The 16,800-nt window shown below is 65.7% G+C and carries 17 protein-coding genes; 6 read left to right on the forward strand and 11 right to left on the reverse strand.

Features of this window, described 5'->3' with window-relative positions; genetic code table 11:
* Position 1: 1 nt before the first annotated feature.
* From DK254_RS19375 to DK254_RS19385, 3 genes are read right to left on the reverse strand one after another with little or no spacing between them, the layout of a single operon-like run.
* A complete protein-coding gene (locus tag DK254_RS19375; protein ID WP_109935069.1) occupies positions 2 to 1,282 on the reverse strand; it encodes a cytochrome c in 1,281 nt (426 codons plus the stop codon).
* 2 nt (positions 1,283 to 1,284) lie between these two features.
* A complete protein-coding gene (locus DK254_RS19380) occupies positions 1,285 to 2,868 on the reverse strand; it encodes a GMC family oxidoreductase (protein WP_109935070.1) in 1,584 nt (527 codons plus the stop codon).
* A 2-nt stretch (positions 2,869 to 2,870) separates the two neighbouring features.
* Positions 2,871 to 3,371: a sugar dehydrogenase complex small subunit gene (locus tag DK254_RS19385; protein WP_109935071.1), complete on the reverse strand. Its 501-nt coding sequence runs from the start codon at positions 3,369 to 3,371 to the stop codon at positions 2,871 to 2,873.
* A gap of 230 nt (positions 3,372 to 3,601) precedes the next feature.
* Here DK254_RS19385 and DK254_RS19390 point away from each other — a divergent pair, with 230 nt between their 5' ends.
* Entirely contained in the window at positions 3,602 to 4,396 is a 795-nt protein-coding gene (locus DK254_RS19390; protein WP_109935072.1) for a thymidylate synthase, read from the forward strand.
* 64 nt (positions 4,397 to 4,460) lie between these two features.
* On the opposite strand, the gene DK254_RS19395 is transcribed toward DK254_RS19390, so the two are convergent.
* Genes DK254_RS19395 through DK254_RS19405 form a run of 3 tightly spaced genes read right to left on the reverse strand, consistent with a single transcriptional unit; the run spans position 4,461 to position 6,945 of the window.
* Positions 4,461 to 5,282, reverse strand: a complete 822-nt coding sequence (locus tag DK254_RS19395; protein ID WP_109935073.1) for a class I SAM-dependent methyltransferase — start codon at positions 5,280 to 5,282, stop codon at positions 4,461 to 4,463.
* Positions 5,283 to 5,287: 5 nt separating this feature from the next.
* On the reverse strand, positions 5,288 to 5,686 hold the full coding sequence (locus DK254_RS35235; protein ID WP_109935074.1) for a CARDB domain-containing protein: 399 nt from the start codon (positions 5,684 to 5,686) through the stop codon (positions 5,288 to 5,290).
* Positions 5,659 to 6,945: a CARDB domain-containing protein gene (locus DK254_RS19405; RefSeq protein ID WP_109935075.1), complete on the reverse strand. Its 1,287-nt coding sequence runs from the start codon at positions 6,943 to 6,945 to the stop codon at positions 5,659 to 5,661. Before DK254_RS19405 ends, DK254_RS35235 begins: the two co-directional genes overlap by 28 nt.
* A 302-nt stretch (positions 6,946 to 7,247) precedes the next feature.
* Here DK254_RS19405 and DK254_RS19410 point away from each other — a divergent pair, with 302 nt between their 5' ends.
* Positions 7,248 to 8,411 carry an iron-containing alcohol dehydrogenase gene (locus DK254_RS19410; RefSeq protein WP_109935076.1) on the forward strand — a complete coding sequence of 388 codons (1,164 nt, stop codon included), beginning with the start codon at positions 7,248 to 7,250 and terminating at the stop codon, positions 8,409 to 8,411.
* A gap of 7 nt (positions 8,412 to 8,418) precedes the next feature.
* Complete coding sequence (locus DK254_RS19415; protein ID WP_109935077.1) at positions 8,419 to 8,850, forward strand: thioesterase family protein; 432 nt, start codon at positions 8,419 to 8,421, stop codon at positions 8,848 to 8,850.
* Between the two features lie 381 nt (positions 8,851 to 9,231).
* On the opposite strand, the gene DK254_RS19420 is transcribed toward DK254_RS19415, so the two are convergent.
* The 4 genes from DK254_RS19420 to fdhD all read right to left on the reverse strand — a co-directional run bounded on the left by DK254_RS19420 (position 9,232) and on the right by fdhD (position 13,745).
* Positions 9,232 to 9,651, reverse strand: coding sequence for a glycine zipper domain-containing protein (locus tag DK254_RS19420; RefSeq protein ID WP_109935078.1), 420 nt, complete (start codon positions 9,649 to 9,651; stop codon positions 9,232 to 9,234).
* Between the two features lie 110 nt (positions 9,652 to 9,761).
* Positions 9,762 to 10,250 carry a hypothetical protein gene (locus tag DK254_RS19425; protein ID WP_109935079.1) on the reverse strand — a complete coding sequence of 163 codons (489 nt, stop codon included), beginning with the start codon at positions 10,248 to 10,250 and terminating at the stop codon, positions 9,762 to 9,764.
* A 334-nt stretch (positions 10,251 to 10,584) separates the two neighbouring features.
* A complete protein-coding gene (locus DK254_RS19430) occupies positions 10,585 to 12,906 on the reverse strand; it encodes an FdhF/YdeP family oxidoreductase (protein ID WP_109935080.1) in 2,322 nt (773 codons plus the stop codon).
* Between the two features lie 14 nt (positions 12,907 to 12,920).
* Entirely contained in the window at positions 12,921 to 13,745 is an 825-nt protein-coding gene (gene fdhD, locus DK254_RS19435) for a formate dehydrogenase accessory sulfurtransferase FdhD (protein WP_109935081.1), read from the reverse strand.
* Between the two features lie 251 nt (positions 13,746 to 13,996).
* Between fdhD and lysM the strand changes: the two genes are divergently transcribed.
* Entirely contained in the window at positions 13,997 to 14,434 is a 438-nt protein-coding gene (gene lysM, locus DK254_RS19440) for a peptidoglycan-binding protein LysM (protein WP_109935082.1), read from the forward strand.
* A 96-nt stretch (positions 14,435 to 14,530) separates the two neighbouring features.
* Here lysM and yrfG read toward each other — a convergent pair whose 3' ends face one another.
* Positions 14,531 to 15,193 carry a GMP/IMP nucleotidase gene (gene yrfG / locus DK254_RS19445; protein WP_109935083.1) on the reverse strand — a complete coding sequence of 221 codons (663 nt, stop codon included), beginning with the start codon at positions 15,191 to 15,193 and terminating at the stop codon, positions 14,531 to 14,533.
* A 114-nt stretch (positions 15,194 to 15,307) separates the two neighbouring features.
* On the opposite strand from yrfG, the gene nudE reads away from it, so the two are divergent.
* Entirely contained in the window at positions 15,308 to 15,874 is a 567-nt protein-coding gene (gene nudE, locus DK254_RS19450; protein WP_089390989.1) for an ADP compounds hydrolase NudE, read from the forward strand.
* Complete coding sequence (gene cysQ, locus DK254_RS19455; protein ID WP_109935084.1) at positions 15,874 to 16,692, forward strand: 3'(2'),5'-bisphosphate nucleotidase CysQ; 819 nt, start codon at positions 15,874 to 15,876, stop codon at positions 16,690 to 16,692. The genes nudE and cysQ overlap by 1 nt, the downstream gene beginning before the upstream one ends.
* Positions 16,693 to 16,800 lie beyond the last annotated feature (108 nt).

The raw sequence follows: 16,800 nt of genomic DNA on the forward strand, positions 1-16,800 counted from the left end.
TTCAGGGCTGGCGGATGGCAGCGACCCGGGCGCTGTCCACCTTCACCGCCGGGTTGCCGAACTGCGTCGTGAGGTAGTTGACCAGGGTGGCGATCTGCTGGTCGTCGAGGGCGCCGGCGAAGCCGGGCATGAACACCTCCTGCCCGGCGCTTTCGCGGTGTACGCCGGTGAGCACGACTTGCACCAGGTTGTCCGGCTGCCGTGCGCCCACCGTGGTGTTGCGGCTGAGCATGGGGTAGTAGGCGTCCTTCGTGCCCTGGCCGCTCCAGCCGTGGCAACTGGCGCAGTTGCCGAGGAACAGCCGGGCGCCGTCGTCGCGGGCCTGGGCGTCGAAGTCCTCGCCGCGCAGCGCCACCAGGTCGTCGGCGGGCTCGCCCCAGGCGAAGCGCGGCTTGCGCTCGCCGTCGCCGACCGCCCTGACGCTGCGCAGGTAGCCGGCGATCGCCTGCAGGTCGTCGGGCCGCAGGTACTGGAAGCTGTGTTCCACGGCTTCGGCCATGGGCCCGGCGGCCTGGGCCTTGCCGGGCAGGCGGCCGCTGCGCAGGTACTGCGCCAGCTCGGCATCGCTCCAGCCGCCGATGCCGCTGTGGGTGTCGCTGGTGATGTTGTAGGCGTACCAGCCGCCCAGGGCGGCGCCGGAGAGGTAGCCGGCGGCCTTCTCGTCCAGCGCCTTCTCCTGGAAGGCCAGGCCGCGCGGGGTGTGGCAGGTGCCGCAGTGGGCCAGGCCCTGCACCAGGTAGGCGCCGCGGTTCCAGGCCTCGCTCTGCTTCGGGTTGGGCTGGAAGGGGCGGTCGTCGTGGAACAGCGCGTTCCAGAGGGCCAGCGGCCAGCGCATGTTCAGCGGCCAGGGGATGTCGCTGTCGCGGTTGGCCTGGGCCACGGCCTCGACGCCGCCGCGCAGGAAGTAGGCGTAGAGGGCCTGCATGTCCGCATCGTCGATCTTGGCGTAGGCGGTGTAGGGCATCGCCGGGTAGAGGTGCAGGCCGCCCTTGGCCACGCCTTCGCGCAGGGCGCGGGCGAAGTCCTCGTAGCTGTAGGCGCCGATGCCGGTACGCGGGTCGGGGGTGATGTTGGTGGAATGCACCGCGCCCAGCGGGGTGGTCAGCGGCAGGCCGCCAGCGAAGGGCTGGCCGCCGGGGGCGGTGTGGCAGGCCGCGCAGTCGCCGGCGCGGGCCAGATATTCGCCGCGCTGCAGCAGCTCGGCCGGCGCCGGGTCAAGGGCCGGGGCGGCCCGGGCCAGGCAGGGCAGCAGGAGCAGGGCGGCCAGCAGGCGGGCGGACATGCTCAGGCCTCCCCTTTCAGGCGCTCGGCCAGGCGCAGGGCGAGGGCGGCGAGGGTCAGTGTGCAGTTCACCGAGCCCACCGTGGGCATCACCGCGCTGCCGGCGAGGAACAGGTTGGGGTGGTCGTGGCTGCGGCAGTCGCGGTCCACCACCGAGTCGCCGGGGTCGTCGCCCATCAGCGCGGTGCCGGCGATGTGGTTGTTGTTGGCGAAGCTGTCTTCGAACTGCACCTCGCTGCCGCCGAGCAGCCGGGCGGCATGGGCGTAGACCTCGCGGGTGTGCGCCGCGCTGCGGCGCACGTAGTCGTCCATGGCGTAGGTGAACTCCGGCTTGGGGATGCCCAGGGCGTCGCGCTCGCTGGCGCTGGGCAGGATGCGGTTCTCCGGGCGCGGCAGGATCTCGTGGAAGCTGTCGAAGCGCACGAAGCGCGCGGCGCGCTCGCGGATCTGCGCCTCCAGCTCGCGGCCCGGCAGCAGCGGGCCCTGGCGGATCAGCTCGGCGGTCACCTGGTCGACCCGCGAGAGGTTGGACAGGTGGATCTTCTTCGCCGCGTACTGGCTGCGGAAGGCGCCGTCGCGGAAGCCGACCATCGAGGTCATCTCTTGCGGCCCGCGTCCGGGCCAGAGCTTCTCGCTGGCGTAGAAGCGCACCGCGGTGCCGGGGTGGTCCATGAGGTTGCGGCCGACCATGCCCGAAGCGTTGCCGACCTCGGACATCAGCATCAGCTTGGGCGTCTCCACGCCGTTGGCGGCGAGCACGAAGACCTTGCCCTCCACCCGCGTCTCGTTGCCCTGCGGGTCCTTGCAGAGGGCCGCGACCAGGCGCCCGCCATCGCCCTTTTCCAGCTGGAACACCACGCTGTTGTCCATCAGCCGGGCGCCGGCGGCCTCGGCCTTCTCGACGTGGACGATGCCGTTGTACATGGCGCCGATCGGGCAGATCGGCATGCAGTTGTTGTTGCCGCAGCAGGTCGGCCGCTGGTCGTAGGGGCGGCTGTTGCGCGCCACCGGTTCGGTGACCACGCGGTAGCCGTTGGCGTTGAGCACGTCCTTCACCCGCTGCTCGTTCCACGACAGCGGCAGCGGCACCATGGGGTAGGGCTGGCTGCGCGGCGAGCCCAGGTCCTCGTCGGCCGGGCCCCAGACGCCGAGGGCCTGTTCGGCGCGCTGGTACCAGGGCTCCAGCTCGGCATATTCGATAGGCCAGTCGCGGCCCACGCCGTACAGGCTGCGCAGCCTGAAGTCGGCCGGCAGGAAGCGCCAGGCCGAGGCCGCCCAGTGCCAGGTGGTGCCGCCGACCACGCGCAGGTACTGCACGTCGTAGGGGTGCTCGCCTTTTTGCACCAGGTAGTGGTTGTCCGGGTGGTACTGCGGGTGCGGCGCGTGGGCCATGGACGGGTAGGGCGCCTGGTTGTCGGACTTGTCGGCCTGGTTGCGGAAGCGCTCGACGATCTCCCAGCGCGACAGCCGCGGGCCGGCCTCGAGGATCAGCACGTCCTTGCCGGCCAGGGCCAACTGGTGGGCGACCAAGGCGCCGGCGACGCCGGAGCCGACCACCACGTAGTCGGCGCTTTGCGTGTCGGCCATGCTCAGGCCCCCCGCTCGACCGGTTGCGCGGCCCAGAAGCCCGGCTGGTTGCTGCAGTAGCTGCGCGGCAGCAGCACGTCGTCCACGGCGCGGAACATCAGGGCGCCCTCGTAGGTGACCAGGCTGGGGCGCTCGTCCTCGCCGACGTAGCCCAGGTACCAGGCGGCGAGGATCTGCCGGGCCAGCCACTGCTGGCGTTCGCCCCAGCGCTGCGGGCCGTCGCCCAGGCGCGCCTGCAGCTCGCCCAGGCTCTGGGCGAGGGCGGTGTCGCGCTGCGCCAGGGCCAGGTACAGGCGCTGGCCGATGCGCTCGTCGAGGTTGCTGCGGCCGGTCAGGCGCTGCGACAGCGTCATGAAGGTCGCCAGCTCCGCTTCGGCCTGGGGCGTCAGCGCGGCCCAGGCCAGGGCCGCAGGGCCCAGCAGCAGGCCGCCGGCCACGGCGCCGCCGCAGGCCATGGCCAGCAGGCGCCGGCGGGACAGGGAAAAGCGTGGCTGGTCTGGCATGCGGACCTCTCGTTCAACAGGCAGCGGCGGCCCGGGGCCGCGGAGGGATCACGGTGTCGCGGGCCGGGTCGTGCCCGGCCTTCTGGCTTATCGTCGGCGCGCTCCAACCAAGGGTGGCGATACGCGGGCCTGCCCCTTAGTATTGCGGCATCTCGCGATTCTGCAGGGCGAATGCGCCCGCGCCGAACCTTCGGCGTGCCTCGCGGACCTCTCTACGACACGGGTTTTCCATGAAACAGTACCTCGACCTGATGCGCCACGTGCGCGAGCACGGCACCTTCAAGAGCGACCGTACCGGCACCGGCACCTACAGCGTGTTCGGCCATCAGATGCGCTTCGACCTGGGCGAAGGCTTCCCCCTGGTGACCACCAAGAAGTGCCACCTGAAATCGATCGTCCACGAGCTGCTGTGGTTCCTCAAGGGTTCGACCAACATCGCCTACCTGAAGGAAAACGGCGTCTCCATCTGGGACGAATGGGCCGACGAGAACGGCGAGCTGGGCCCGGTCTACGGCTACCAGTGGCGCTCCTGGCCGGCGCCGGACGGCCGCCACATCGACCAGATCGCCAACCTGATGACGATGCTGAAGAACAACCCGGACTCGCGCCGGCTGATCGTCTCGGCCTGGAACCCCGCGCTGATCGACGAGATGGCCCTGCCGCCGTGCCACGCGCTGTTCCAGTTCTACGTCGCCGACGGCAAGCTCAGCTGCCAGCTGTACCAGCGCTCGGCGGACATCTTCCTCGGCGTGCCCTTCAACATCGCCAGCTACGCCCTGCTGACGCTGATGGTGGCGCAGGTCGCCGGCCTGCAGCCGGGCGACTTCATCTGGACCGGCGGCGACTGCCACCTGTACGCCAACCACCTGGAGCAGGCCGACCTGCAGCTGACCCGCGAGCCGCTGCCGCTGCCGACCATGAAGCTCAACCCGGCGGTGAAGGGCCTGTTCGACTTCCGCTTCGAGGACTTCGAACTGGTTGGCTACGAAGCCCATCCGCACATCAAGGCGCCCGTGGCGGTCTAGAAGGACGCTCCGCAGGCTACCTGGTCCGTAGCCTGTGGACTTGCTGCCGGAGCCCCTTGCGGGGCTAGGTCGTTCTGAGCCAGAACGCTGCCCCATGCTTCTCTACGCCTTTCATTCTCTCGTCGGCCCAGAGGTCGTTCAGTAACTGCATGCTCTCGGTGCAGTAGTAGAGGTAAACCAGAGGTAGTTCGATCTCCAGCCTGTTCATCCCGCCCAGCAAGTAACAGCACAGTAGATACTGTTCGTTGTAGAAGCGGTCCGCCCATTCGTTGGGGTAGTCGAATGGGAGGTAGATGTCGTGTATGCCAATGGTTATGCCGGCACGCAGGGTGGGAAGTATCTCTGTGAAGAAGACCGTCACATCGGAATTCTGGAATGACCGATGGCTGTTGTCGATAAAGAAGACATCCCCCTCCTGAAGCATCGAAAAGAAGCCTGTATCCAGCTCCTCCAGCGGAGCCCTGACGACTTCATCGCAAATGACATCTATCTCGGCACGGGGACATGGGTCTATCGAAATGATCCTGGTTTGCAGGTCATGGTCCTTGATGGCCTGGCGGACGAACTTCGTCGAGTTGCCCGAACCGACCTCGACGTAGTGGCGGGGGTTCCCGAGGGCCGCATAGCCGTAGAGCGAAAGGGCGTCGGCGCCAGGCAACCAGCCATTTATCCAGTTGGGCGCCTGCGGCCTGTCCTTGTTGAAATCCCTGCTTATTTCACAAAGCTGCTCCTTGAGTGATATAAATCTATTTAGTTTGTTTTCTATTTTTGTTTTGTTTTCAAGGTAGTGCTTGTCTAGTAAGTATCTTACTGGAGAGTTTTCCAGGCTGTCTCTTCTTTTGGGGGAATATGTAGAGTAGTCGTTGATTATGATTTTGCTTTTCATAATGCCTATTTTGGTTTGACTGTTATGGACCTTGTTATGATGTTGTTGTCTTCGTTTGATTCTTTTATTAGATTTTGGTCATCGATCAATGCTCCTATTTGATGCGTTCCTAGCGTAGAGTTCCATAAGCTCTCATTGGTGCCGATTATTATTTTTTCACCAGGTTCTAAGCTTGTTTTTACACCGCCCCATTGGCAGTGCATTGCTTCGGGACATATGCCGTTGATGGTGTATAGAACGCCTATCCAATCATTTGGTGTGGTAATATTCCCTATGTTTTCAACTTCCACGGAGAGAGCTAGGGGGCTTCCCACAACTGGCGATGATGGGCTCCAATGTAGGCTGGTAGGAGTGAGGTCTGGCTTGTTTTGAATGTTTATTTTTCTTGAAATAGTGTTATTGATTTTTTTGCTTCAACTGCATATTTTTGGTCATCGACCAATGCTGTGATCTTGTGTGTGCCTGCTTCTGCTCGCCAAGAGCCATTGCCGTTAATTGAAATTTTTTTTGTTTCTCCAATCGCTAAAGAGCTCGTTGTTCCTCCCCACATGCAGCCTGAGGCTGGGCATTTGCCATCAATTAAAAGCAAGACTCCAATCCATTGGTTTGGTAGCTCTCTGCCTCCTATGTTTTTTATCTCTGCGGAAAATTCAACAGGCTCGCCTGGGAGGAAGTCTTTAGGGGTATTTGATAGCTTTGTTATAATGAGGTCGGGTAGATTTTTTAGGTGTTCTATTGTTGATTCTGCTATTTCCCTGCAGTTGTCTGTCGAGTATTTGAAGTCTGGTTTGTTTTCTGGCCAATAGGCAAAGTATGAAACCCCTAGGCTGGGTGTGGATGTGTTTCCAAAGGTGCTTTTTATCGCCTGATACAAGGCGGGTTGAAATTGCTCGTTAAAATAAGGGGATGCGCATGCTTCTGTATTGTAGGCAGGAAAGGTGTATATATATTTGTTTTTGTGTAAATTATTTCTTTTTAGTTTTTCAAATGTGTCTATGAGCGCTCGAATATCTCCATCATATATCTCTAGGAATGTTGCATCTTGAATGTTGGTGCTCATCGTTTCTTTGATGTTGTCGTCACTCAAACTCCAGAAGGTGTTGGAAACTAGTACTGGTCTTTTTTCTTTGTTTGTATCTAGGCTTCTGATTTGCTTGTAGATTAGCTCTTGGAATTCTTTGCAGATTCCTTTCTTTCCTGTCTGGGAGATAGTAATTGCCGGTTCGTCGAATGTGTAGTAGCCGGAGATAGTGTCGTTGGATAAGCCCAAGGATGTTATTGATTTAAGTATGTCCTTTGTTTCGTCTGGTAAATACTCACTCCCTTTCGCACATACGCTGGGTGACCTTAGACTCCACGTGTCGTGGAGTATCCCAGATATATCTATTATTAGTTCGAATCTGGATAAGGTAGGGTCTGAGCGAAAATTGACTATTTTGGTTTGTATCTCGTTTATGGAGTATCCTTTCACTGCAATGGTATTTATACCTGCGTCGCGGAGAGAGCTTAAATCTTCACGATACTTCTGAGTGATGGCTTTAGGTATGCTTGCATAGAGCATATTTATTTCTTTTGGCTCTGCAGATTGTGCCTGTGTGGGAAGAAATGCTGCAGTGGTTACGAATACCGAGTTTATTATTTTCTTAACGATATTCCCGGGCATTTTTTTACTCCTTGAAAACTCGGATTTTATAGTCTTTCCATGTAGGATGTTTCTCGTTGTCGTGTGTAATTATTCTTTAGGTTTGAACTAGATATCTTATGCAATTAAGTTTGGGGCTAATTCGAGACTAATGCTGCTTTGGGTCCTACTCCGATCTGCATTCCTATTCACCCAATGAATAAGAGTTTCGCCTGGCGGTATATGGTTTCGCGATTCTGGGCTACATTGCTATGCTGCGAAGGCTGGCCGTCACTGGCGGCCTATGGATTTTCCGCAATACAACGACAAGATCGGGAAACGTCATGCAGCCTTTCAGCTTCGCCACCACCGTGCAGATCCTCTGCGAGAGCGGCTCCGCCGCCCGCCTCGGCGCGCTTTGCCGGGAGCGCGGCGCGGCGCGCGTGCTCATCGTCAGCGACCCCGGCATCACCCGCCTGGGCTTGCTCGACGGGGTGCTGCCGGGGTTCGCCGCCGCCGGGGTGGCGGTGCGGGTGTTCGACCAGGTGCTGGCGGACCCGCCGGAGGCCGTGGTCCTGCAGGCCGCCATGCAGGCGCTGGAGATGGGCGCGCAACTGGTCGTCGGCTTCGGTGGCGGCAGTTCCATGGACGTGGCCAAGCTGGTGGCGCTGCTGGCCCACCCGCAGGCGACCCAGGCCCTGCCGGAGCTGTTCGGCGTGGGCAATGCCCGCGGCCCGCGGCTGCCGCTGATCCAGGTGCCGACCACCGCTGGCACCGGTTCGGAAGTCACCCCCATCGCCATCGTCACCACCGGCGCCACCACCAAGAGCGGCGTGGTCAGCCCGCACCTGCTGCCGGACCTGGCCCTGCTCGATGCCGACCTGACCCTCGGCCTGCCGCCGGCGGTGACCGCCGCCACCGGCATCGACGCTATGGTCCACGCCATCGAGGCCTATACCAGCAAGCTGAAGAAGAACCCGCTGTCCGACCTGCTGGCCCGCGAGGCCCTGCGCCTGCTGGCGCAGAACCTCGATGCGGTGGTGCACCACGGCGCCAACCGCGAGGCGCGCCAGGCCATGCTGCTGGGCGCCTGCCTGGCCGGCCAGGCTTTCGCCAACGCGCCGGTGGCGGCGGTGCACGCCCTGGCCTACCCGCTGGGCGGGCACTTCCACATTCCCCACGGCCTGTCCAATGCCCTGGTGCTGCCGGAGGTGATGCGCTTCAATGCGCCGGCCGCCGCTGCGCTGTACGCGGAGCTGGCGCCGTTGCTGCTCGGCGAGCGTCTGCGCGCCGGCGACCGCGACGGCCTGGTCGAGCAGTTCATCGACGAACTGGCGGCCCTCAGCCCCCGCTGCGGCCTGCCTTCGCGGCTGCGCGATGCCGGCGTGCCGGAGCACACGCTGGTCGTGCTGGCCAGCGACGCCATGCAGCAGCAACGCCTGCTGGTCAACAACCCGCGCGAGGTCGGCGAGGCCGATGCCCTGGCGATCTACCGCGCCGCCTACTGAGGACGACATGAGCGAACACCCCAGCCGCGCCGACTACCGGCACTTCCAGCCGATCACCACGCGCTGGCACGACAACGACGTCTATGGCCATGTGAACAACGTGACCTACTACGGCTTCTTCGACACCGCGGTGAACACCTACCTGATCGAACGGGGCGGGCTGGACATCCACGATGGCGAGGTGGTCGGCTTCGTGGTCAGCTCCAGTTGCGACTACTTCGCCCCGGTGGCCTTCCCCGAACGCATCGAGGTCGGCCTGCGCGTCGGCAAGCTGGGCAGCAGTTCGGTGCAGTACGAGCTGGCGGTGTTCCGCGAGGGCGAGGAGCTGGCCTGCGCCGCCGGGCGCTTCGTGCACGTCTTCGTCGAACGCGCGAGCAACCGCCCGGTGCCGATTCCCGCCGGCCTGCGCGAGGCTATGCAGGCGTTGCTAGTCGGCTGAGGCCAGGTCTCGTCATATTCCTGCAGGAGCGCGCAGCGGCAGGCACGGCCTCTCGTAGGAGCGAGCTTGCTCGCGAATGAGCCCCCGCTGCGGAACCTGTTCGCGAGCAAGCTCGCTCCTACGAAGAGCAGCCCGGCGACGGTTCAAACACGGCGCCCCGTAGGATGGGTTGAGCGAAGCGATACCCATCGCCATGGCCGCATGGGTTTCGCCAAGGCTCAACCCATCCTACGAAGAGCACCCCGGCGCGGCCATCGGTGCCGGCCTGGGCGGCGTAGCCGGCACAGATCCGCTACGGTCAGGGGCGCCAGGCACCATGAAAAACGCCGTTTCCCCCTATGGAGGAAATGGCGTTTTTGTCTTGCCCGAGCGACCGCTGGCTCAGTCGCGGTGCTTATGCTTGCGCTTGTGTTTGTGCTTGTGGCCGCCGTCGTGGTGGTCGTCGTCATCGGCCAGCGAGCTGCCCACCGCGCCGCCGGCTGCGCCGCCCAGGCCGGCGCCGATGGCTGCGCCGGTGGAGCCGCCGACCTTGTTGCCCAGCACCGAGCCGCCGGCCGCGCCCAGGCCGCCGCCGATGGCGGCCTCGGTCTTCTTGCCGTCCTTGGCGCCCACGGCGCCGCCAGCCGCACCGCCGACGCCGGCGCCGATGGCCGCGCCGGTGCTGCCGCCCAGGGCGCCGCCGACGACATTGCCCAGGGCACCGCCCAGGCCGCTACCGACCGCCGCGTTGGTGTTGTCGCCGGCCAGGGCGTACTGGCTGGCGACCAGGCCGAGGGCCAGGGCCGAGAGAGTCTTGCGCATGTTCTAACCTTTCAGAGGGGGAGCGTCGGAAGCATTGTTCCGAACGCAAAACAGCCGGACAAGGGTGTCCGGCTGAGCTGCAGGGTTTATCGCGGGGCGCCTGCCCTGGGTCAATCCCAGTGCTTGTGGCGACGATGGTGCTTGTACCAGCCGCGATGACGGCCATTGTCATGCCAGTGGCGACGGTCGTCGTAGCGGGCGCGGCGGTAGCCGCGGTAGTCGTCGTCATCGTCGTGGCGGTTGCTGTCGGCATAGTGGTTGCCCAGCGCGCCACCGCCGCCGCCGCCCAGGGCCGCGCCGATCAGGCCGCCGGTGCTGCCGCCGATCTTGTTGCCGATGACCTGGCCGCCGGCTGCTCCGAGGCCACCGCCGATGGCCGCTTCGGTCTTGTTGCCATGGCGGGCGCCGACCGCACCGCCGGCCGCGCCACCGACACCGGCGCCAATGGCTGCGCCGGTGCTGCCGCCGACCGCCTGGCCGACGACGGTACCCAATACCCCGCCCAGGGCGCCACCGACGCCGGCACGGGTGTCGCCGTCCGCGAAGGCGGAACCACCGACCAGCGCAAGAGACAACAGGAGCATCGAGGAGTACTTCATAGAGAGGTTCTCTGTGTGGATGTTGGCGCCGATGCTGCTGTTGCGTGACAAGGCTTACAAGCCTCTGCCGACGAGTGACGCGACTTTCATCAAAAAATGCAAGTATTTGATTTAAGGACAGAACTTTTTCTATTTCGGGCTGTCTGAATGACATTCCGAGGGTACGAATTTCGCGTGTTATTCACACAAAGTGCTGTTGCAATGATGGCATTTCACGCGATGAGGGCGCACTCGAAAACCTCAGGCCGGCCTCGGACCTTCCCATCGAATTTTCCGGACGAACGCGCAGGGCGGATGAGCCTTCGTGGCCATCCGCCCATGGCTTGCCCCCGCCTCAGAGGATGCGGCCGTCGTCCCGGGCGTTTTCCAGGCGTACCGCGACGAACTTCGAGGTCGGGGTGAAGCTGCCCTCGCCGTGGCTCTGCAGCGGCACCAGCGGGTTGGTCTCCGGGTAGTAGGCGGCCGCCTGGCCCGCGGGGATGTCGAAGGCCAGCAGGGTGAAGCCGCTGACCCGCCGTTCCACGCCATCGTCCCACAGCGAAACCATGTCCACCTTCTGCCCGGGCTCGAAGCCCAGCCGGCGGATGTCCGCCTCGTTGGCGAAGACCACCTCGCGCTGGCCGCGCACGCCGCGGTAGCGGTCGTCCAGGCCGTAGATGGTGGTGTTGTACTGGTCGTGGGAGCGCAGTGTCTGGAGGATCAGGTGGGGGCGCTCGCCGGTGCGGCGCACCTGTTCCGGCAGCAGGTCCTCGGGTAGCGGCGCGGCACTGAAGTTGGCCAGGCCGCTGGCGGTGTTCCAGCGCCGCTCCCTGGCCGCGTTGCCCAGGTAGAAGCCGCCGGGGTGCTTCAGCCGCTGGTTGAAGTCGGCGAAGCCGGGGATGGTGTCGGCGATCAGCTCGCGGATGCGGTCGTAGTCGGCGATCAGCGCGTCCCAGTCCACCGGGTGGTCGCCCAGGGTGGCCTTGGCCATGCCGGCGATGATCGCCGGTTCCGAGCGCATCTGCGCCGACAGAGGCTCCAGCTGGCCGTAGGAGGCGTGGAGCATGCTGAAGGAGTCTTCCACGGTCACCGCCTGCGGGCCGCCGGCCTGGCGGTCGATGTCGGTGCGGCCCAGGCAGGGCAGGATCAGCGCGTCCTCGCCGCAGGTCAGGTGGCTGCGGTTGAGCTTGGTGCTGATGTGCACGGTCAGCGCGCAGCGCTGCAGGGCGCTGTGGGTGCGCGGGCTGTCCGGCGTGGCCTGGGCGAAGTTGCCGCCCAGGCCGATGAAGACCCTGGCCTGGCCTTCGAGCATGGCGTTGATGGCCTCTACGGTGTTGTGGCCATTGTGCCGCGGCACCTTGAAGGCGAAGCGCTTCTCCAGGGCGTCGAGCAGCGCCGCCGGCGGCCGGTCGTTGATGCCCATGGTGCGGTCGCCCTGCACGTTGCTGTGGCCGCGCACCGGGCACAGGCCGGCGCCGGGCCGGCCGATGTTGCCGCGTAGCAGTTGCAGGTTGACCACTTCCTGGAGGGTCGGCACCGAATGGCGGTGCTGTGTCAGGCCCATGGCCCAGCACATGATGACGCGCTCGGCGCGGCGGTACATGGCCGCCGCCGCCTCGATCTCGGCCAGGCTCAGGCCCGACTGGCGCTCGATGGCGTCCCAGGCGGTGGCATCCAGTTCGGCCAGGTAGGCCTCGACGCCGTGGGTGTGTTCGGCGATGAAGGCGTGGTCGAACACCGCCGGCTCGCCCTTGGCCTGGGCCTCGCGCTCCCACTGCAGGAGGAACTTGGCCATGCCGCGCACGGCGGCCATGTCGCCGCCCAGGGCGGGGCGGAAGAACGCGGTGTTCAGCGGTTCGGAACCGTTGGTCAGCATCTCCAGGGCGTGTTGCGGATGCTGGAAGCGTTCCAGGCCGCGCTCCTTGAGCGGGTTGAAGGCCACCACCTGGGCGCCGCGCTTCACCGCCTCGCGCAGTGGTTCGAGCATGCGCGGGTGGTTGGTGCCGGGGTTCTGGCCGAACACGAAGATGGCGTCGGCGTGCTCGAAATCGTCGAAGGTGACGGTGCCCTTGCCGACCCCGACGCTCTGCCCCAGGGCCACGCCGCTGGCCTCGTGGCACATGTTCGAGCAGTCCGGGAAGTTGTTGGTGCCGAAGGCGCGGACGAACAGCTGGTAGAGGAAGGCCGCCTCGTTGCTGGCCCGGCCGGAGGTGTAGAACTCGGCCTGGTCGGGGCTTTCCAGGCTGTGCAGGTGTTTCGCCACCAGGGCGAAGGCCTCGTCCCAGCCGACCGGCACGTAGCGGTCGCTGGCGCGGTCATAGCGCATCGGCTCGGTCAGCCGGCCCTGGTACTCCAGCCAGTAGTCGCTCTGCTGGCGCAGTGCGCTGACGCTGTGGCGGGCGAAGAAGGCGGCGTCCACGCGGCGCTTGGTGGCTTCCCAGTTCACTGCCTTGGCGCCGTTCTCGCAGAACTTCACCCGGCCGTCCTCGGGGGAGTCGCCCCAGGCGCAGCCGGGGCAGTCGAAGCCGCCGTTCTGGTTGGTCTTGAGCAGCGCGCGCAGGTTCTTGAACGGCTGCTTGCTGTCCAGCCAGAAGCGCGTGACGCTGATCAGCGCGCCCCAGCCGGCGGCCGGGCCCTTGTAGGGTTGGTAACGGGGGTTGATCGGTTGCAGGCTCATCGGGATGTCGGGCGTCAGTGGGAGGCCGGCGCCGGGCTGTAGACCCGCGGCGCGTTGTGATGGGGGAGGTGGATCAGGTTCAGCCGGTGCCGGCGCGCCCACTCGACGGTGAGCGCGGTGGGCGCGGACAGGCTGACCAGGGTGGCTATGCCGGCGCGCACGGCCTTGTGGATAAGCTCCAGGCTGCAGCGGCTGGTGACCACGGCGAAGCCGTCGCGGCAGTCCAGGCGCCGCCGCTTGAGCGCGCCGATCAGCTTGTCGAGGGCGTTGTGCCGGCCGATGTCCTCGCGGCAGAGGGCGACCTGGCCGGCGCCGTCGACATGGAGCGCCGCATGCAGCGCGCCGCTGCGCCGCGCCAGCTTCTGCACCTGGTCGATGCGCTGGCGCAGGCCCAGCAGGTGGGCCGCCGGCGGCAGCGGCGCCGGCTCCAGCGGACGCAGTTCGGGCAGTGCCTGCTCGAGCGCCTCCACGCCGCACAGGCCGCAGCCGCTGGTGCCGGCCTGGCGCCGGCGTTGCTGCTTGAGCGCCCAGAAGGCCCGGCTCGATATCTGCACCTCGGCGCTGACGGCCTCGGCGAAGCGGTTCAGGCGGATGTCATAGATGTCGTCGATGGACTCGACCAGGCCGGCGCTCAGGCTGAAGCCGCGGATGAAGTCCTCGATGTCCTCGGGGGAGGTCATCATCACGGCCTGGCTCAGGCCGTTGTAGGCGATCGCCAGGGCCACCTCCTCGGCCAGCTCGGCGCGGTCGGAAGCGGGCTCGGCGCCCAGTTCGGCGTAGGCATAGGCGCCGCGGGCCGTGGCATCCGCGGGCGCCGGGCATTGGGGCTGGCAAGGCATGGGCTGGGGCCCTGTATTGGAATAGTGACGCCAGCCTAGGGCCCCGCCGCGGGAGCGTCTAATCGGTAGTGCCAATGCCTTGATCGACGCCATCTATCACGGCGCCGCGGTGTCCGTCGCGGGCTTTTCGTCGGCGGCCGGCGGCTTTCGGACGGCTCCTATCGTTGCCCCCGGCGCTGGCGTCTAGACTTCCTGGCGGCGCGGTCAGCCCTGAGCCGGCCGCAGGAACTCTAATCGCAAGGAGAAAGGACATGGGCATTCTGTCATTCGTTAAGGAAGCCGGCGAGAAGCTGCTGGGCGGCCTGCTGGGCGACAAGGCGCAGGCCGCCGAGTCGCTGAAGGAGCACGTGGCCAAGGTCGGCCTGGGCAACCCGAACATCCAGGTCAGCGTCGAGGGCGACAAGGTGATCGTCAGCGGCGAGGCGGCCAGCCAGGAAGAGAAGGAGAAGATCCTCCTGGCGCTGGGCAACGTCGAGGGCGTGGCCGGCGTGGAGGACAGCATCACCGTGGCCCAGGCGGCGCCGGAGGCGCGCTTCGTGACGGTGAAGAAGGGCGACACCCTGAGCGCCATCGCCAAGGCCGAGTACGGCAACGCCAACGCCTACATGAAGATCTTCGAGGCCAACAAACCGATGCTCAGCCACCCGGACAAGATCTACCCGGGGCAGGTGCTGCGGATTCCGGAATAAAAGCGGCGGCAGGCTTCAGGCGGCAGGCTGCAGGCTGCAGGCGAGAGCGGGCTGGGCTTTTGCCTGCAGCCTGCGGCCTGTAGCCTGTAGCCGCTCTTAAAGCCCCTCGATCAGGTTGCGATAGTCGTCCACCGCCGCGAATTCCGCGGTGTCCTTTGCGCCCTGGCGGCTGTCCGGCTGGCGTACCGCCAGCAGGTGGGCGATGCCGAAGGTGCGGGCGCTGCGCAGGATCGGCAGGCTGTCGTCGATGAACAGGCTGCGCGCCGGCTCGAAGCCGAAGTCGGCGTGCAGGGCCTGCCAGAACTGCTGGTCTTCCTTGGGGAAGCCGTAGTCGTGGGAGCTGATCAGGCGGTCGAACCAGGGCGCCAGCTCCACCCGTTCCAGCTTCAGCGACAGCGAATCGCGGTGCGCGTTGGTGATCAGCGCCACGCGCTTGCCGGCGCCGCGCAATGCGGCGAGGAAGGTGTCGGCGTCCGGGCGCAGGGCGATCAGGTGCGCCACCTCGCGCTTGAGGTCGCGGACCGACAGCCTCAGTTCGCGGCTCCAGAAGTCCAGGCAATACCAGTTGAGCTGCCCGGCGTTGTCGCGGAACAGCGGCAGCAGCTCGGCGTCGGCCTGCTCGCGGCTGATGCCGTGGTGCTCGGCGTAGCGCTGCGGCAGGTGCTGCAGCCAGAAATGGTTGTCGAAGTGCAGGTCGAGAAGGGTGCCGTCCATGTCCAGCAATACGCTGTCGATCCCGGCCCAGTCCAGGCGTGGCATGCTCTGCCCTGTCGCGAAGTGCCGCCCTGTCGCCGCCGGGGCGCAAGGTTCGGCACGGATTATCGGAAAAGGCGGGTATCATAGCCCACCCGGACCCGCCCCAGGAGTCGTCCCATGCGTCAGAAACCCGAGGTGCTCGCCCGCGAGATCGTCGCCAAGAGCCGCCTGTTCGCAGTCGAAGAGCTGCAATTGCGCTTCGCCAACGGCGTCGAGCGGACCTACGAGCGCCTGGTGGGCAAGGGCCAGGGCTACGGCGCGGTGATGGTGGTGGCGCTGCTGGACGCCGAGCACGCGGTGCTGGTGGAGGAATACTGCGCCGGCGTCGACGAGTACCAGCTGTCGCTGCCCAAGGGGCTGGTGGAGCCGGGCGAGGACGTGCTGGCCGCGGCCAACCGCGAGCTGAAGGAAGAAGCCGGCTACGGCGCCGGGCGGCTGGAGCACATCACCGAGCTGTCGCTGTCGCCGGGCTACATGAGCCAGCGCATCCAGGTGGTGCTGGCCCGCGACCTCTACCCCGAAAGCCTGCCGGGCGACGAGCCTGAGCCGCTGCGGGTGGACCGCATCAACCTGCGCGAGCTGTCGAGCCTGGCGCAGAACGCCGCCTTCAGCGAAGGCCGCGCCCTGGCCGCGCTCTACCTGGTGCGCGATATCCTGACCCAGCGTGGGGAGCTGCAGCTCTGATGCAAGACCTGATTCCATCCGTCGTGGCGCTGGTACAGCGCGCCGGCGACGTCATCCTGCCGTTCTGGCGCAGCGAACTGAAAGTCGACGTGAAGGCCGATGCCTCGCCGGTGACCGCCGCCGACCTGGCCGCCCACCGTGTGCTGGAAGAGGGCCTGCGGGCGCTGGCGCCGGAAGTGCCGGTGCTGTCCGAGGAGGACTGCGCCATCGCCCTGGCCGAGCGCCGCCAGTGGTCGCGCTGGTGGCTGGTCGATCCGCTGGACGGCACCAAGGAGTTCATCGCCGGCAGCGAGGAATTCACCGTCAACGTCGCCCTCATCGAGCACGGCAAGGTGCTGTTCGGCGTGGTGGGCGTGCCGGCCACCGGCCGCTGCTACCACGGCGGCGCCAGTCTGGGCGCCTGGCGCCAGGACGCGGGCGGCGCGCCGGAACCGATCAGCGTGCGCAACGCGCCCGCCGAAGCCTTCACCGTGGTGGCCAGCAAGCGCCACTCCAGCCCGGCCCAGGAGCGCCTGCTGGCCGGCCTGGGCGAGCGCTTCGGCGACCTGACGCTGGCCAACATCGGCAGCTCGTTGAAGTTCTGCCTGCTCGCCGAGGGCGCGGCCGACTGCTACCCGCGCCTGGCGCCCACCTCGCAGTGGGACACCGCCGCGGCCCAGGGCGTACTGGAAGGCGCCGGCGGCGAAGTGCTGGACCTGCGCGGCGAGGCCTTCACCTACGAGGCCCGCGAGGATTACCTGAACGGCTCCTTCCTGGCCCTGCCGAAGGCGGCCGCCTGGCGCGACGAGCTGATCCAGCTGGCCCGCGCGCTGGATTGATTTCACGCGCCCTGCGCGCGAAATCGCTTCCCGTAGGAGCGGACCTTGTCCGCGATAGCCGGACACACCGGCGCGATTCGCGGATAAGATCCGCTCCTACGCCACGCC

The sequence above is a fragment of the Pseudomonas sp. RW407 genome, from assembly GCF_003176655.1.
In the GTDB taxonomy this organism is placed as follows: domain Bacteria; phylum Pseudomonadota; class Gammaproteobacteria; order Pseudomonadales; family Pseudomonadaceae; genus Pseudomonas; species Pseudomonas delhiensis.

What these genes read in the sequence shown, in the direction of transcription:
- DK254_RS19375 (WP_109935069.1), bottom strand. Translation starts at nt 1,282, where the DNA reads ATGTCCGCCCGCCTGCTGGCCGCCCTGCTCCTGCTGCCCTGCCTGGCC.
- DK254_RS19380 (WP_109935070.1), bottom strand. Translation starts at nt 2,868, where the DNA reads ATGGCCGACACGCAAAGCGCCGACTACGTGGTGGTCGGCTCCGGCGTC.
- DK254_RS19385 (WP_109935071.1), bottom strand. Translation starts at nt 3,371, where the DNA reads ATGCCAGACCAGCCACGCTTTTCCCTGTCCCGCCGGCGCCTGCTGGCC.
- DK254_RS19390 (WP_109935072.1), top strand. Translation starts at nt 3,602, where the DNA reads ATGAAACAGTACCTCGACCTGATGCGCCACGTGCGCGAGCACGGCACC.
- DK254_RS19395 (WP_109935073.1), bottom strand. Translation starts at nt 5,282, where the DNA reads ATGAAAAGCAAAATCATAATCAACGACTACTCTACATATTCCCCCAAA.
- DK254_RS19405 (WP_109935075.1), bottom strand. Translation starts at nt 6,945, where the DNA reads ATGCCCGGGAATATCGTTAAGAAAATAATAAACTCGGTATTCGTAACC.
- DK254_RS19410 (WP_109935076.1), top strand. Translation starts at nt 7,248, where the DNA reads ATGCAGCCTTTCAGCTTCGCCACCACCGTGCAGATCCTCTGCGAGAGC.
- DK254_RS19415 (WP_109935077.1), top strand. Translation starts at nt 8,419, where the DNA reads ATGAGCGAACACCCCAGCCGCGCCGACTACCGGCACTTCCAGCCGATC.
- DK254_RS19420 (WP_109935078.1), bottom strand. Translation starts at nt 9,651, where the DNA reads ATGCGCAAGACTCTCTCGGCCCTGGCCCTCGGCCTGGTCGCCAGCCAG.
- DK254_RS19425 (WP_109935079.1), bottom strand. Translation starts at nt 10,250, where the DNA reads ATGAAGTACTCCTCGATGCTCCTGTTGTCTCTTGCGCTGGTCGGTGGT.
- DK254_RS19430 (WP_109935080.1), bottom strand. Translation starts at nt 12,906, where the DNA reads ATGAGCCTGCAACCGATCAACCCCCGTTACCAACCCTACAAGGGCCCG.
- fdhD (WP_109935081.1), bottom strand. Translation starts at nt 13,745, where the DNA reads ATGCCTTGCCAGCCCCAATGCCCGGCGCCCGCGGATGCCACGGCCCGC.
- lysM (WP_109935082.1), top strand. Translation starts at nt 13,997, where the DNA reads ATGGGCATTCTGTCATTCGTTAAGGAAGCCGGCGAGAAGCTGCTGGGC.
- yrfG (WP_109935083.1), bottom strand. Translation starts at nt 15,193, where the DNA reads ATGCCACGCCTGGACTGGGCCGGGATCGACAGCGTATTGCTGGACATG.
- nudE (WP_089390989.1), top strand. Translation starts at nt 15,308, where the DNA reads ATGCGTCAGAAACCCGAGGTGCTCGCCCGCGAGATCGTCGCCAAGAGC.
- cysQ (WP_109935084.1), top strand. Translation starts at nt 15,874, where the DNA reads ATGCAAGACCTGATTCCATCCGTCGTGGCGCTGGTACAGCGCGCCGGC.